Origin of the sequence: Nocardia sp. NBC_00508, from assembly GCF_036346875.1 — a bacterium.
In the GTDB taxonomy this organism is placed as follows: domain Bacteria; phylum Actinomycetota; class Actinomycetes; order Mycobacteriales; family Mycobacteriaceae; genus Nocardia.
In genome coordinates this window covers 1,755,184-1,769,065 of the sequence record NZ_CP107852.1, presented here as the reverse complement: position 1 = coordinate 1,769,065, position 13,882 = coordinate 1,755,184, and the positions used below count along the sequence as shown (strand labels likewise).

Below are 13,882 nucleotides of genomic sequence, written 5' to 3'. Positions count from 1 at the left end.
TCAGAACCGCCAACGGGTCAGGGCGACGAGTTCTTCGGCGCTCGCGCCTGCGTATCGCTCGGCTTCCGCGCGGCGCACGGTGAGCAGCGAGTCGTGCAGTTCCGCGCCCATCGCGGTGGCGAGCACCCGGGACTCGGCGAGGTGGTCGGCGGCTTCGGCCGGTGTGGTCGGCAGCCGCCGCACCTCCGACATCCCGAGGGCTTCGGCATCGAAGGTCACTGGGTCCCCGGTGATTTCGGCGGGCAAGCGCAGCTGGTCGGCGACACCGGCGAGCCCCGCCGCGATCACCGAGCCGACGATCAGGTACGGATTGCCGGTCGCGTCGAAGCACTTGATCTCGGCGTTGGCTGCCCATCCCTCGGTGCCGCGCACCCCGGTGATGAAGCGCAGCGCGGCCTCCCTGGTCTCGCGGCCCCAGCACTGCCACACTCCGGCCCATCGGGAGGGTTCCAGCCGTAGGAAGCTCGCCGGGTTTCCCGCGCCGACCGCGACCAGCGCGGGCAGTTCACGTAGCACTCCCGCCAAGAACGCCTCGCCGGTCCGCCGCATACCGTGCGGCCCGTCGCCGCCCGAGAAGAGCGGGCCCTCGTCGTCGTGGACGGACAGATGCAGGTGCGCCCCGGAACCGGCGCCGCCCGGTTCGATGCACGGAGCCAGCAGCGCGCGCCAGCCGTGCTGTGCGCTGACCTGACGGATCGTGTGCCGGACCAGGACGGCCTCGTCCGCGGCGGTGACCGGCTCGGACGGTTCCACCGACAATTCCAGTTGGCCGAGCGCGTATTCCGGGTGGAACTGGGCCACCGCGACGCCCTGCCGGTCCAGCGTGGCGACGAGGTCCGCGGCGTACTCGGCGACCTGCCCGAGCCGCACGATGCCGTAGGCGGGGCCGTGGACAGCGGGGGTGAAGCCGTCCGTGTCGTCGGCCCGGCCCACGGACCATTCGGTCTCGAACGCCATGGACAATCCGAGCCCCGCAGCACGGGCCGCCTCCTCCTGGCGTGCCGCGAAGTGGCGCTGGCAGGCGACGAAGCGAGTGCCGTCCTGGGTGTATTTATCGGCGGGCGCCCACGCCCAACCGGGCTGGCAGGCCAGTTCGGTGAGCATGGACAGATCCGGCACGAGCCGCAGATCACCGTCGGGACCGCCGAGATAGCGCCCGACCGTCATCAGGTCGTCGAAGGCGAAGGTCTCGAAGCACGGGGACACGCCGACGCCGTACCAGGACGCGAGGTCCAGGCGTTGCCTGGGCACCGCTTTCACCCGCGTGATGCCCGCGTTGTCGACGAAGCTCAGTACGACCATGGCCGCGTCCAGCCGGTCGATCGGCGCGGTGTCGCCGTCGGCGGGGATGCGATCCGGCGTGGAGGTCATGCGCACCACCATAAATCGGCGCAACGACATACGGCACGAGCGCCGCGGGAGCGGAGCTTGCGCGTCCGCCATCGGGCTCCCGGTGCGCCGCTGGTGGCGCGCCCGCGCTCGATCTTCCCCCCACGTTATCTCCGCCATCGCACCGAGGTCGGGGCAGGTGAAGTCGCCACGCGGCTGCTGCGCGCGACCGGCGTGACCCAGCGGCCGGAAGGCGTTTCGTCGAAATGGCATCTAGGCTGTTGGATCGGCCGGTACGGTCCGCGACGGCTCGCCCATTGCGGCGCACGGATGCGCGGCAATCGACCGCGTCCTACTCGGCGACCAGCGCGGCGGTGATCTCTTCCCGAGTGGGGATCGAACTGCTGGCCCCCAGCTTCGTGGTCGCCAGCGCCCCGGCCGCGCATGCCCAGCTCAGCGCCCATTCCGGGCCGCGGTGCCAGGCGGCGGACAGTGCTCCGGTGAAGGCGTCACCCGCCCCGGTGGTGTCGATGACGTCCACCTGCGGGCTGGGGCGCGACAGCCGCGTGCCGTCGGGTCCGCGATAGTCGGCGCCCGCCGCACCGCGCGTCATCACCACGTGCGGAACCGGATCGAGGTCGGCGCCGAGCTGCTCCGCCTCGCCCGAATTCACCACGGCCACATCGACATCGGACCACAGTTCGGCGGGCAGTCGGCGGACCGGCGAGGGATTCAGCACGACCCTCGTGGCGTGCGCGCGGGCGTGGCGCGCGGCAGCGGACACCGTCTCGATCGGAACCTCCAACTGGCACAGCAGGATATCGGCCTCCGCGATGGCTGCCAGATCGTCCTCGCTCAGCTCGGTCATCCGGGCGTTCGCCCCGCCGACGACGATGATGCTGTTCTCGCCGTCGCCGTCGACCACGATCGTGGCGATGCCACTCGGCCCGGCAACGGTGCGCAGGCGGTCGGCCGCCACGGCGGAATCCGTGAGAGCTCTGCGCAGTTCGGCGGCGAACACGTCCTCGCCGACCGCCCCGAGGAATCGCACCTGCGCACCTGCTCGCCGCGCCGCGATGGCTTGGTTGGCGCCTTTCCCACCCGGCACCATGGCGAAGCCCGTGCCGAGCACCGTCTCACCGGGAACGGGGCGCCGCGCGGTGGTGGTCACCAGGTCCATGTTGATACTGCCGAGCACCACGATCGTTGGGGCGTCCGGTTCGACCGTCATATGCCGGACGGTAGTCGCCGGCTGCGCCGCTTGCACGCACCACCCGAGTCGTCTCGTCGCCCTCGTTCGCGGCCGGTGTGGCCGAATGCGGGCAGATCCGCGGTATCTTCCAGCGCGTGTTTGCACGGTTCGCGCGGACACGCTGCCAGGCGTCCCCGGCTGTCGAGTGGGCGGGCGCTCGGGTACGTCGACACCGGTCCCGGGGAGGTCAGCGGGTGGAATCGCCGGTGCACCCGGTGCGTAGGCTGTACCTCATGACGGTAGGAACGACGACCCAGCCGGATATCCGTGCAGCGGTGCACGAGGCCGCGCGCAGGGCTCGCGTCGCGTCGCGGACGTTGGCGCAGTTGACGACCGCGCGGAAGAACGACGCGCTGCACGCCGCCGCCGACGCACTGCTGGCCGCCGCCGACCGGGTCCTCGCCGCGAACGCCGAGGACATCGCCGCGGCACAGGCCGCGGGCACCGAGGAGTCGCTGCTCGACCGGCTGCGGTTGAGCAAGGCCCGCATCGACGGCATCGCCTCCGGACTGCGCCAGGTCGCCGGGCTGCCCGACCCGATCGGTGTGGTCGTCCGTGGCTCCACCCTGCCGAACGGCCTGGAGATCAAGCAGGTGCGCGTGCCGCTGGGCGTGGTCGGCATGGTGTACGAGGCCCGGCCGAACGTCACCGTCGACGCGTTCGGGCTCACGCTCAAGTCCGGCAACGCCGCCCTGCTGCGCGGCTCGTCCTCGGCTGCCCGCTCCAACGCCGCGCTCGTCGCTGTGCTGCGTGAATCGCTTGTCGCGCAGGATATTCCGGCCGACGCCGTGCAACTGCTGCCGAGCGAGGACCGCTCCAGCGTCACTCATCTGATCCAGGCCCGCGGCCTGGTCGACGTCGTCATTCCGCGCGGCGGCGCCGGGCTGATCAGCGCCGTCGTCCGCGACGCGCAGGTGCCCACCATCGAGACCGGCACCGGCAACTGCCACGTCTACGTCCATGCCGCCGCCGATCTGGACATGGCCGAGCAGATCCTGATCAACGCCAAGACCCGCCGCCCCAGCGTGTGCAACGCGGCCGAGACCGTCCTGATCGACGCCGCGATCGCCGATACCGCGTTGCCGAGGCTCACCGACGCTCTGCAGCGGCACGACGTCACCATCCACGGTGACCTGCCCGGGCAGGTTCCGGCGACCGACGCCGATTGGGGCGAGGAGTACCTCACCCTGGACATCGCCCTCAAGGTGGTCGACGGCCTGGACGCGGCGGTGGAGCACATCAATACCTGGGGCACCGGTCATACCGAGGCCATCGTCACCGGCGATCTGGCCGTGGCGCGCGAGTTCACCAGCCGCGTCGACGCCGCCGCCGTCATGGTGAACGCCTCCACCGCGTTCACCGACGGCGAGCAGTTCGGCTTCGGGGCCGAGATCGGCATCTCGACCCAGAAGCTGCACGCCCGCGGCCCGATGGCGCTGCCGGAACTGACTTCGACGAAGTGGATCGTCTGGGGCGAAGGCCAGATCCGCCCGGTCTGACCTGCCCAGGCCGCGGCGACGCCGAGTCGGTGCTGCCGTAGCGTGGGGGTGGGTTCGGAAGAAAGGTGCCGGGTGGTGTCGGACAGTACGGGTCAAGAACCGGTCTTCGCGTCGGTGGACGATGTGCTCGAGCGGTTGGCGAGCACGGGGTACCTGGCGGACAAGGCCACCGCCACTTCGGTGTTCCTCGCCGATCGGCTGGGCAAGCCGCTGCTGATCGAGGGACCGGCGGGCGTCGGCAAGACCGAGTTGGCGCGCGCGGTCGCGCAGACCTCGGGGGCCGAGCTGGTCCGGTTGCAGTGTTACGAGGGCGTCGACGAGGCGCGCGCGCTCTACGAGTGGAACCACGCCAAGCAGATCCTGCGTATTCAGGCCTCCAGCGAGAACGACTGGGAGGAGACGAAGGCCGACGTCTTCACCGAGGAGTTCCTGCTGTCGCGGCCGCTGCTCACCGCGATCCGGCGCACCGATCCCACGGTGCTGCTGATCGATGAGACCGACAAGGCCGACATCGAAATCGAGGGCCTGTTGCTCGAGGTGCTCAGCGACTTCGCGGTGACGGTTCCGGAGCTGGGCACCATCACCGCCAGCCGCAAGCCGTTCGTGGTGCTCACCTCGAACGCCACTCGCGACCTGTCCGAGGCGCTCAAGCGTCGCTGCCTCTACCTGCATCTGGACTTCCCGGACGAGGAACTGGAGCGGCGCATCCTGGCCAGCCGGGTGCCCGAGCTGTCCGCCGCGGTCGCCGCGCAGCTGGTGCGGATCGTGCACGTGCTGCGCGGTATGCAATTGAAGAAGCTGCCCTCGGTCGCCGAGTCGATCGACTGGGGGCGCACCCTGCTCGCGCTCGGCCTGCGGGATCTGGACGACACGACCGTCCGCGCCACCCTCGGCGTGGTGCTGAAGCACCAGAGCGACCACCAGCGTGCGCTGGCCGAACTGAAGCTGGCCTGAGCCATGGCGGCGGGATCGATCCCTGCGGAGGTCGCGTCGCTGGGTGCGCCGCACGGGCTGGCCGGCCATCTGGTCGGATTCGTGGAGGCGCTGCGGGCGCGCGGGATCCCGGTCGGCCCCTCCGAGACGGTGGACGCGGGCCGCGTGGTGACCGTGCTCGACCTGATGGACCGCGAGGTGTTGCGTGAGGGTCTGGCCTGTGCGCTGCTGCGGCGCACTACGCATCGCGCGATCTTCGACGGATTGTTCGACCTGTGGTTCCCGGTCGCGTTGGGAGAACGCACCGCGGCGGCGGACGAGGTCGAGATTCCCCGCACACCGGCAGGCGAGGTGGACATCCCGGCGTTGCGCGAGCTGCTCGCCGAACTGCTCACCCAGGACGACGCGACCGCGCAGCTGGAGGCGCTGGCCGCACAGCTGGTCGAACAGCTCGGGCAGTACCAGGCCGCGAGCCACTCGTCGTTTTCGGCGTACAAAGCCCTGAAAGAGGTGCAGCCGCAGACGTTGCTGGTCAAGATTCTCGCCGGTCTGGCCGCCGGACCCGACACCAGTGATTTCGACATGGAGATCGCCCGCCGCGCGGCGCGGCAGCGCATCACCGATTTCCGCAGGACGGTCGAAGCGGAGACCAGGCGCCGTGTCGCCGAACGGATCGGCCGCGAGCGGGTGGCCGGCTACGGCGTCGCCCGCCAAGCCGAAGAAGTCGATTTCCTGCGCGCTTCCGAGGCCGAACTCGCCGAACTCAAACGCAGCAGCCGGCGTCTGGCCCGCATCCTGGCCTCGCGCCTGGCCGTGCGCCGCAGGCACGCCCGTCGCGGCGAGATCGATCTGCGCCGGACCCTGCGCAAATCCATGTCGACCGGTGGCGTGCCGATCGATCTGGTGAACCGCAAGCCGCGGCCCGGCCGCCCGGAGCTGGTGCTGCTGTGTGACGTCTCCGGGTCGGTGGCCGGTTTCAGCAACTTCACGCTGCTACTGGTGAGCGCGTTGCGCGAACAGTTCTCCCGGGTGCGGATCTTCGCGTTCGTCGACCAGGTGGACGAGGTGACCCGGTTCTTCGATCCGCGCACCCAGCTGGACCAGGCGATGACCAGGATCTTCAGCGAGGCGAGCGTCGCAGGCTTCGACGGGCACTCCGACTACGGCCATGCGCTGGCCGGGTTCGCCAGGGATTACCCGGACGCCGTCACCAGCCGCAGTTCGCTGCTGATCCTCGGCGACGCCCGCACGAACTACCGTGACCCGGAGCTGGCCACGTTGCGGTCGCTGGTCGCGGTCGCCAAGCACGCACACTGGCTCAATCCGGAACGGCGCGACCAGTGGGGCACCGGTGATTCCGCTGCGGAGAAATACCGCGAGGTGATCGAGATGCACGAATGCCGCTCGGCCAGGCAGCTCACCGCGGTCGTGTCCCGGCTGCTGCCGGTGTGAGCATGGACGAGGCCGCGCTGCTGAACTACTGCCTGGCGAAACCGGGCGCCTGGCAGGACGAGCCGTGGGAAGGTGATGTCGTCGCCAAGGTCGGCGACAAGATCTTCGCCTTCCTCGGAGATACCTCGGTCGGCCTCAAATGCGGACGTACCCGCGAGGAGGCCGACGAACTGGTCCGGGTGTATCCGAACGACGTCGCGGCATCGGCCTACATCGGCCGCTACGGCTGGAACACCATCCGGCTGGCGGGCGCGGTCCCCGACGACGAACTGTGCGAGCTGGTTGATCTCTCCTATGCGGCGATCGTGAGCAAATTGCCGAAGTCCAAGCGGCCCACCGGCTGAGCCGAACGGCGAAACGTGCGGGTCCCTTACTCGGCGGAGGCCGTGTTGCCCGTGGGTGGCGTGCGACGGGCAACACGACCCCTTGGACCTCAGTCGAGACAGCTAGCGGCCTCGAGTTCGGCGTACACATCGTCGGAGACGGTGATCGTGCCGCCGGGACCGACCTTCAGCAGCGCGGCCACGTCCAAGTCCACCACGCCTTCGAAGGCGCAGCCGAGCAGCCTTCCGGTGACGGTTACGGTTTGGTCGGCGTGTGCCGCGCCGGCTCCAATGATGGTGGCACAGGCGAGTGCCAGAGTGATGGCACCTGCTTTGACGAATCGCATGAGTGTCCTCCTTCGAATCGAAGTGGTGCGCAGTTTGTGTTGATCCGGGTGATCGAACGGAGTCCTGAAGATGTCAGGCGTCCCGGGCAGACCTCTCGCCGTCCGCGGTTGCCGACCCTAACAATGGTTGTCGGCTCTGGTCGAACGTGTCGGCAGCACCGGCGATTCGTCGGGGAAAGCTCCACATGCTGCTGTGTTCGGCCCCGCGGTCGCGGAAGAATTCGAAGTCGTCGCGGGTCACATTGCGGCCGCGACGAACGTCGAGCACTCCGGTGGAGGCGTGTCGGCTCGCCAGGGTCTGTCCGGGTGAGCGTCAGTCGATGCTTGCCGCCGTGACCGGAACCAGCCAGGGCGTCAAGTCGCGCGAACTACCGGGAGTCGGAGCCGGAACTCCGAGCGAAAAGCGTTCGTTAAGCGAATCTTTGGCGCACGCCGACAAGATCAGCGCCCATGGTGAACAGAACCCCCCAAGGTCCGGCGGCGGTACACGACAGTTATTCGTTCCAGGTCGATCTGCGCGGGATCGTCGATCTGCTTTCCCATCACCTCTACTCCGGTCCGCGGGTCTATCTGCGCGAGCTGTTGCAGAACGCCGTCGACGCGGTCACCGCGCGTACGCGACTGGATCCGTTGTCGCCTAGCACGATTCGGGTTGTGGTGGACGAGTCCGGGGTGCGGATCAGCGATCCCGGCATCGGTCTGACCGAGGCCGACGTACACCGGTTCCTGGCGACCATCGGCCGCTCGTCCAAGCGTGATGACATCGAAGGTGCGCGGCGAGAGTTCCTCGGGCAGTTCGGGATCGGGCTGCTGGCCTGCTTCACGGTGGCCGAGACCATCCGGGTGGTCACTCGATCGGCCACCGACACCGCGGCCCCGCCGGTCGAATGGCTGGCCGCCGCCGACGGCACGTACACCGTGCGCGCGCTCGATCCGGGCGAGCACCCGGAGCCGGGCACGACGGTGTGGCTCGAGCCGCGCGGCGGAGCGCAGGCATGGTTCCAGCCGCGGCGGGTCATCGATCTGGCGCGCGAATTCGGGTCATTGCTGCCTTATGAGGTGACGGTGGAATCCGATGGTGTCGTGGAGTCGGTCACCGAGGGTGTTCCGGTATGGCGGCGCACGTATCCGACCGCGGAGGATCGCAGAGCCGCTTTGCTCGAGTACGGTCACCGGGCGCTGGGCTTCCCGCCGCTCGATGTCATCGAACTCGATGCCGGTCCGGCCGGGGTAAGCGGTGTGGCCTACGTGCTGTCCCAGCCGGGGAACCCGAGCGAGAGCAGTGCGCATCGGGTGTACCTGAAAGGAATGCTGCTGGGTGACGCGGTGCGTGGCGTGCTGCCGGACTGGGCGTTCTTCGTGCGCTGTGTGATCGACACCGACACGCTGCGCCCCACCGCGTCGCGGGAGGCGCTCTACGAGGACGAGCGGCTTGCCGTCGTCCGAGAGGTGCTCGGCGACCAGATCCGGGACTGGCTCACCGAGATCGCCGTCGAGCAGCCGCGGCGGCTGGCCGCGTTCCTGTCGGTGCACGCACTCGGCGTGAAGGCGATGGCCAGGCATTCACTCGATCTGCTCCGAATCATGCTGCCCCACTTGGTTTTCGAAACCACCGACGGACGGGTGCCGCTGACCGAGTTCGCCCGCAAGCATCGCACGGTGCGGGTGACCTCGACGGTCGAGGAGTTCCGTCAGGTGGCGGCGACCGCCGCCGCGCAGGGGATCGGGGTCGTCAACGGCGGCTACGCCTACGACCGCGACCTGGTCGCGCTGCTGCCACGACTGGTGTACGGCGTCGAGGTGGTCGAACTCGACGCCGGGGCGATCACCGCGGCGCTCGACCCGGTCGACCCGGCCGAGGAACTGGCGCTCGCCCCGGTGCTCACGCTGGCACGTACGGTGCTGGACCCGCTGTCCTGTGACGTGAGCATGCGGGCCTTCCATCCGGTGTCGGTCCCGGCGCTCTACCTCGACGGACGCGCCGCCCGCAATGAACGCGCCAGAGCGCGGACCGCCGAGGGCGCCGACGAGCTGTGGACCGAGATCCTCGGCGCCTTGGCCGCCGCCGCGCCACGGGCCCAGCTCGTCCTGAACCACCACAGCCCGATCGTGCGCAGACTGACCCGCATCGGCGATCCGGGCTTGCTGAAGGCGGCGGTGGAATCGCTGTACGGCCAAGCCCTGCTGATGACTCACCGCCCGCTCAGCGCGGCCGACACCGCATTGCTCAACCGCGCTTTCGGCGAATTCCTCGGCTGGGCTACGCGCCGCGGTGAAGGGACCGAGTGAGCATGGACACGGCCGCGATCACCACGGAGTTGGCGCAGGTCTACGCACTACCGCACGGCCGCATGCGGACCGAGCGACTCGAAACGCTGACCGCGGCCGCGAAAGCGGGACCGGACCGCGCGCTGGAAGGCCGTGTGCTGCTGGAACTGGCCAAGTCGTACACCTTGGCGGGCGAACGCGATCTGGTACCGGTCGCCTACGGCAGGCTGCTGCGCATCTACGACGATCACCCCGTCGAGCTCGGACCGATGACTCATTCGGTGCACTGGCACCTGAAGTGGATGACCTGGGGAATGATCGACAACCCGTCGATTCCGCTGCCCACGGTTCACCGTTGGTTCGACGAACTCGACAACCGCTTTCGCCAGCGCGGCTACAGTCTGCGCCCGGTGCTGGCGCTGCGCGCCGAACTCGCCCGCAAGACCGGTGACAGAGCGGCTGCCGCCGAGTGGCTGGAGGCGGCGATGGCCGCTCGGCGCGACAGCATGTCCGACTGCGACGCCTGCGAGCGCAACGAATGGGGCACGGCCAGCGTGTCTCTCGGCGACGACGAGGCAGGCCTCGCGCACTGGCAGCCCGTGCTCGACGGCGACCGCGCCTGCGCCGAAGAACCGCACCGGGTGCTGGCCGAGGCATTGCTTCCGCTGGTGCGCACCGGTCGCGTCGCAGCCGCACGCGGCGCGCATCTGACCGGGTACCCGCTGGTCCGGCACACCGAGGACCTGCGAGCCTCCGTGGCGCTGCACGCCGAGTTCTGCGCCCTGACCGGAAACGAGGCGCGCGGACTGGAGATCCTCGCCGAACACGCGAGCTGGCTCACCGACCCGGGTGCCGACGCCGCCGCACGGCTCGCGTTCGCGACCGGAGTGTGCGTGCTGCTGCGCAGGTTGGTGGCGTTGCGGCTGGGCGATCTCCCGCTCGCGTCCGGGACCGTGGAGTCGGTCCGTGCGGATCTCGAGGTCGAGATCGGCGCGCTGTGCGCCCGCTACGACGCCCGCAACGGCAACAGCGCGGTCAGCCTGCGCACGGCCGCCCGGCTCGCCACGCGACCGCTGCTGGACGGACTGCCGCTCGGCCTGCGCAGCCGGTTGCCTCATGCGACGAGCGGTCTGTCCGCGGCCACGGAACTCTCCGGTGATCCGACCGTCGAGGTGCGGCGGCTCGCCGAACTCGGCGCCGCCCGGCTCGGCGACGCACCCGAGGAGGCGGAAGCCCACCTGCGGGAGGCTCTGGCGCTCGGCACGCCGGTGTTGCCCCGGGAGGAGACCGCCCGGCTGGGTGCACAACTGGTCATCGCCATCGCGAGTCAACCGGACCGCGCGCTCGACCTCGCCGACGCCGCGGTGCGTGCCGCCGCTCGCTGGGAAGGGCTCTCCGAACCAGACGTCCTGCACCACACCCTGGTCGCCGCCAGGGCGTTCCACCGCGCCGGACGTCACGGCGAGGCGGTAGCCCTGTTCGAACAGGTGCTCGCCGACGGCGAGATACCTTATCCACCAGCGGAATCGGCCGTGGTGCGCACGCAGTTCGGTCGATCCCTGACCGCGCTGAACCGGCACCGTGAGGCCGCGCGCCACTTCCTCGACGGGGCCCGCCTCATCGAGCACGATCCGGAGCGGTCGAAGCTGCACGCGGAGCTCGCGTGGTCGGCAGCCACCGCGCTGGAGCACTGTGGGCAGGCCGAGGAGGCCGTGGCGGCCTACCACCGCGCGGCCGAGTTGTGGGCACGGCTGGGCGAGGTGGCGGCGCGGGCGCGCTGTCTGCGGGCGGCGGCATGGCTTCAGGTGTCCGACGGCGCCGGTCCCGGCCCGTGGCTTCCGTCGATGCGGGCGCTGACCGAAGAGCTGGCCGCGCTGGCCGAGCAGTCGCCGGAGGCGGCCGACGAACTCGCGCGTACCCGCGCTCACCTGGCTCGCATGCTGGAGATGGGCGGTGGCGGCCTGGAGTCCAGCGCTTAGCGCCGAGCTGCTACCGGTCGGTGTGCGGGCGGGCGTCCCCAGTTGGCGTCCGCCCTGGTGACCGGCACGAGGCGACCCGTTAAGCTCGGCAGTCATGCACGAGACAGGTCGGCGCGGCCGCAAGCTCGGGGTGATGGGCGGCACGTTCGACCCCATCCACCACGGGCACCTGGTCGCCGCCAGCGAGGTCGCCCACCGCTTCGAGTTGGACGAAGTGATCTTCGTCCCGACCGGGCAGCCGTGGCAGAAGTCACACAAGCTGGTCAGCCCGGCCGAGGACCGCTACCTGATGACCGTGATCGCCACCGCGTCCAATCCGCGGTTTTCGGTCAGCCGTGCGGACATCGACCGCGGCAAGGTCACCTACACCGTCGACACGCTGCGCGAGATGCAGTCGCAGTATCCGGACGCTCAGCTGTACTTCATCACCGGTGCGGACGCGTTGGCCAGCATCCTGACATGGCAGGATTGGGCGGAACTGTTCGAACTGGCGAAATTCGTCGGGGTGAGCCGTCCGGGGTACGAGCTGAACACCGATCATCTCGAGGACCATCTGCGAGATCTTCCGGCCGATGCGGTGACCATGATCGAAATCCCCGCACTGGCCATCTCGTCGAGCGAATGCCGTCGCCGCGCCGCCGAGAACCGGCCGGTGTGGTACCTCGTCCCCGACGGCGTGGTGCAGTACATATCGAAGCGGCACCTGTATGTGCCCGGAGCAGCGGAAGGTAGCTGAGCTTTTGAACGAGCACAGCGAGGTGCAGGCAGTGAGCGAGCGGAGCGAGGGAACCATCATGCCGGAGCCGAGCGCCGGCGAGGTGCAGGCATGAGCGCGTCGGTCGAGTCGGTCGAGATCGCCCAGGTCGCCGCGCGGGCGGCCGACGAGAAGCTGGCGTCCGATGTCGTGGTGCTGGACGTGTCCGAACAGCTGGTGATCACGGACTGCTTCGTCATCGCGTCCGCGCCCAACGAGCGGCAGGTGAACGCCATCGTCGACAACGTGGAGGAGAAGCTGCGCGCCGCCGGGCACAAGCCGGTCCGGCGTGAGGGCACCCGCGAAGGTCGCTGGGCGCTGCTGGACTACGTCGACGTCGTGGTGCACATCCAGCACAACGACGAGCGCAATTTCTATGCGCTGGAACGGCTGTGGAAGGACTGCCCCGTCGTGCCGGTCGCCGGGATCACCGGCGCGGGGCCGGGGGCGCGCGCCGCGGCGACGGAGGACGAGGCGCGATCGTGAGCGAGCGTGAGCGAGTGAACCATAGGCACAGCGCGTGGCTGCGCGCGACGGAATCGAGCGCCAGCGAGGCGGAGTCGTGAGCGAGCGTGAGCGAGTGAACCATAGGCACAGCGCGTGGCTGCGCGCGACGGAATCGAGCGCCAGCGAGGCGGAGTCGTGAGCGAGCGTGAGCGAGTGAACCATAGGCACAGCGCGTGGCTGCGCGCGACGGAGCCGAGCGCCAGCGAGGCGGAGTCGTGAGCAGACATGCCGGCGTGCGTACCCTGATCCTGTTGCGCCACGGGCAAACCGAATGGAACGCCGCCGACCGGATGCAGGGCCAGATCGATACCGATCTCACCGAACTCGGTCGTAGACAAGCGAAAGAGGCTGCCCGCGAGCTCGTTTCGCGCAATGCCACGGCGATCCTCTCGTCGGATCTGCGCCGGGCCTTCGATACCGCGACCGCGCTGGCCGAGCACACCGGCCTCACCGTGGTACCGGACACCAGGCTGCGGGAGACCAACCTCGGCGACTGGGAGGGGCTGACCCACCTGGAGGTGGACGCGGACTACCCGGGCGCGCGCCTGGCGTGGCGGCTGGACGCGAACTACACACCGCCGAACGGCGAGAGCAAACTCGAGGTCGGCGCGCGGTCGCTGCCGGTTGTCCAGGAGTTGCTGTCCGAGCGGCAGGACTGGCCCGGCCGGACTATCATCCTGGTGGCGCACGGCGGGCTGATCGCCGCCCTCACGGCCGCGCTGCTCGACCTGCCGCCGCAGAATTGGCCGATCCTCGGAGGACTGGCCAACACCAGCTGGGTGCAGCTCAGCAGTCACGGCCCGAGCATCGAACAGCCCGGCTGGCGTCTGGATGTGTGGAACGCAGCGGCGAAGGTAGCACCAGATGTCCTCTGATGAGCCGATCAGATCGGTCCCGGACGAACTGTTCCGTAGAGTGTCGGCGAAGGCCGAGCGGCAGCTGCCGGACGCGTTGTTCGGCGGCCCGCCGCTGGCTGCGCCCGAACCCGAAGCACAGCCCGAGGCAGCGTCTTCGAGTGCGGCGGAATCCGGTGGCGGGGCCGAGTCGTCCCCCGAGGAATCCGATGGAGGCGACGCGGAAGACGATCGATCGGTTGCGATAGACCACGCCGCCGAGGTCGAGCGGGATGGTCGTGCCGGTATCGACGTCGAGCCCGTCGTCGTGCGATCCGGCGGTGTCGAGTCCGCGGTCGGCGATGACGACGGGGCCGCCGATGCGGTCGAGGACAACGCGGATGCC

At 69.6% G+C, this 13,882-nt stretch carries 12 protein-coding genes; 9 read left to right on the top strand and 3 right to left on the bottom strand.

Going from position 1 to position 13,882, the window contains the following annotated elements:
• Together OHA40_RS07950 and OHA40_RS07945 are read right to left on the bottom strand one after the other, a co-directional pair.
• Positions 1 to 1,371, bottom strand: coding sequence for a glutamine synthetase family protein (locus tag OHA40_RS07950; RefSeq protein WP_330232420.1), 1,371 nt, complete (start codon positions 1,369 to 1,371; stop codon positions 1 to 3).
• A gap of 310 nt (positions 1,372 to 1,681) precedes the next feature.
• Positions 1,682 to 2,560 (bottom strand): ribokinase, encoded by an 879-nt coding sequence (locus OHA40_RS07945; protein WP_330232419.1) that lies wholly within the window; start codon positions 2,558 to 2,560, stop codon positions 1,682 to 1,684.
• A 254-nt stretch (positions 2,561 to 2,814) separates the two neighbouring features.
• Between OHA40_RS07945 and OHA40_RS07940 the strand changes: the two genes are divergently transcribed.
• The 4 genes from OHA40_RS07940 (at position 2,815) to OHA40_RS07925 (ending at position 6,809) form a co-directional block, all read left to right on the top strand.
• Positions 2,815 to 4,080 (top strand): glutamate-5-semialdehyde dehydrogenase, encoded by a 1,266-nt coding sequence (locus OHA40_RS07940; protein ID WP_330232418.1) that lies wholly within the window; start codon positions 2,815 to 2,817, stop codon positions 4,078 to 4,080.
• A gap of 75 nt (positions 4,081 to 4,155) precedes the next feature.
• A complete protein-coding gene (locus OHA40_RS07935; protein WP_330232417.1) occupies positions 4,156 to 5,034 on the top strand; it encodes an AAA family ATPase in 879 nt (292 codons plus the stop codon).
• A gap of 3 nt (positions 5,035 to 5,037) precedes the next feature.
• Positions 5,038 to 6,465: a vWA domain-containing protein gene (locus OHA40_RS07930; protein ID WP_330232416.1), complete on the top strand. Its 1,428-nt coding sequence runs from the start codon at positions 5,038 to 5,040 to the stop codon at positions 6,463 to 6,465.
• A 2-nt stretch (positions 6,466 to 6,467) separates the two neighbouring features.
• Positions 6,468 to 6,809, top strand: coding sequence for an MmcQ/YjbR family DNA-binding protein (locus OHA40_RS07925; protein WP_330234089.1), 342 nt, complete (start codon positions 6,468 to 6,470; stop codon positions 6,807 to 6,809).
• A gap of 89 nt (positions 6,810 to 6,898) precedes the next feature.
• Here OHA40_RS07925 and OHA40_RS07920 read toward each other — a convergent pair whose 3' ends face one another.
• On the bottom strand, positions 6,899 to 7,135 hold the full coding sequence (locus OHA40_RS07920; protein WP_330232415.1) for a hypothetical protein: 237 nt from the start codon (positions 7,133 to 7,135) through the stop codon (positions 6,899 to 6,901).
• Positions 7,136 to 7,585: 450 nt separating this feature from the next.
• On the opposite strand from OHA40_RS07920, the gene OHA40_RS07915 reads away from it, so the two are divergent.
• The 5 genes from OHA40_RS07915 (at position 7,586) to OHA40_RS07895 (ending at position 13,518) form a co-directional block, all read left to right on the top strand.
• Positions 7,586 to 9,424 (top strand): HSP90 family protein, encoded by a 1,839-nt coding sequence (locus OHA40_RS07915; protein WP_330232414.1) that lies wholly within the window; start codon positions 7,586 to 7,588, stop codon positions 9,422 to 9,424.
• Positions 9,425 to 9,426: 2 nt separating this feature from the next.
• Entirely contained in the window at positions 9,427 to 11,382 is a 1,956-nt protein-coding gene (locus tag OHA40_RS07910; RefSeq protein ID WP_330234088.1) for a hypothetical protein, read from the top strand.
• 94 nt (positions 11,383 to 11,476) lie between these two features.
• Positions 11,477 to 12,118, top strand: coding sequence for a nicotinate-nucleotide adenylyltransferase (gene nadD, locus OHA40_RS07905; protein WP_330232413.1), 642 nt, complete (start codon positions 11,477 to 11,479; stop codon positions 12,116 to 12,118).
• 90 nt (positions 12,119 to 12,208) lie between these two features.
• A complete protein-coding gene (gene rsfS / locus OHA40_RS07900; RefSeq protein WP_330232412.1) occupies positions 12,209 to 12,622 on the top strand; it encodes a ribosome silencing factor in 414 nt (137 codons plus the stop codon).
• A 236-nt stretch (positions 12,623 to 12,858) separates the two neighbouring features.
• The gene (locus OHA40_RS07895) at positions 12,859 to 13,518 is read left to right on the top strand and encodes a histidine phosphatase family protein (RefSeq protein ID WP_330232411.1); all 660 of its coding nucleotides are present in this window, start codon (positions 12,859 to 12,861) and stop codon (positions 13,516 to 13,518) included.
• The last annotated feature ends 364 nt before the right edge of the window (positions 13,519 to 13,882 follow it).

Excerpts from the sequence above, each read along its gene's own strand:
- OHA40_RS07950 (WP_330232420.1), bottom strand. The coding sequence starts at position 1,371 with ATGACCTCCACGCCGGATCGCATCCCCGCCGACGGCGACACCGCGCCG.
- OHA40_RS07945 (WP_330232419.1), bottom strand. The coding sequence starts at position 2,560 with ATGACGGTCGAACCGGACGCCCCAACGATCGTGGTGCTCGGCAGTATC.
- OHA40_RS07940 (WP_330232418.1), top strand. The coding sequence starts at position 2,815 with ATGACGGTAGGAACGACGACCCAGCCGGATATCCGTGCAGCGGTGCAC.
- OHA40_RS07930 (WP_330232416.1), top strand. The coding sequence starts at position 5,038 with ATGGCGGCGGGATCGATCCCTGCGGAGGTCGCGTCGCTGGGTGCGCCG.
- OHA40_RS07925 (WP_330234089.1), top strand. The coding sequence starts at position 6,468 with ATGGACGAGGCCGCGCTGCTGAACTACTGCCTGGCGAAACCGGGCGCC.
- OHA40_RS07920 (WP_330232415.1), bottom strand. The coding sequence starts at position 7,135 with ATGCGATTCGTCAAAGCAGGTGCCATCACTCTGGCACTCGCCTGTGCC.
- OHA40_RS07915 (WP_330232414.1), top strand. The coding sequence starts at position 7,586 with ATGGTGAACAGAACCCCCCAAGGTCCGGCGGCGGTACACGACAGTTAT.
- OHA40_RS07910 (WP_330234088.1), top strand. The coding sequence starts at position 9,427 with ATGGACACGGCCGCGATCACCACGGAGTTGGCGCAGGTCTACGCACTA.
- nadD (WP_330232413.1), top strand. The coding sequence starts at position 11,477 with ATGCACGAGACAGGTCGGCGCGGCCGCAAGCTCGGGGTGATGGGCGGC.
- rsfS (WP_330232412.1), top strand. The coding sequence starts at position 12,209 with ATGAGCGCGTCGGTCGAGTCGGTCGAGATCGCCCAGGTCGCCGCGCGG.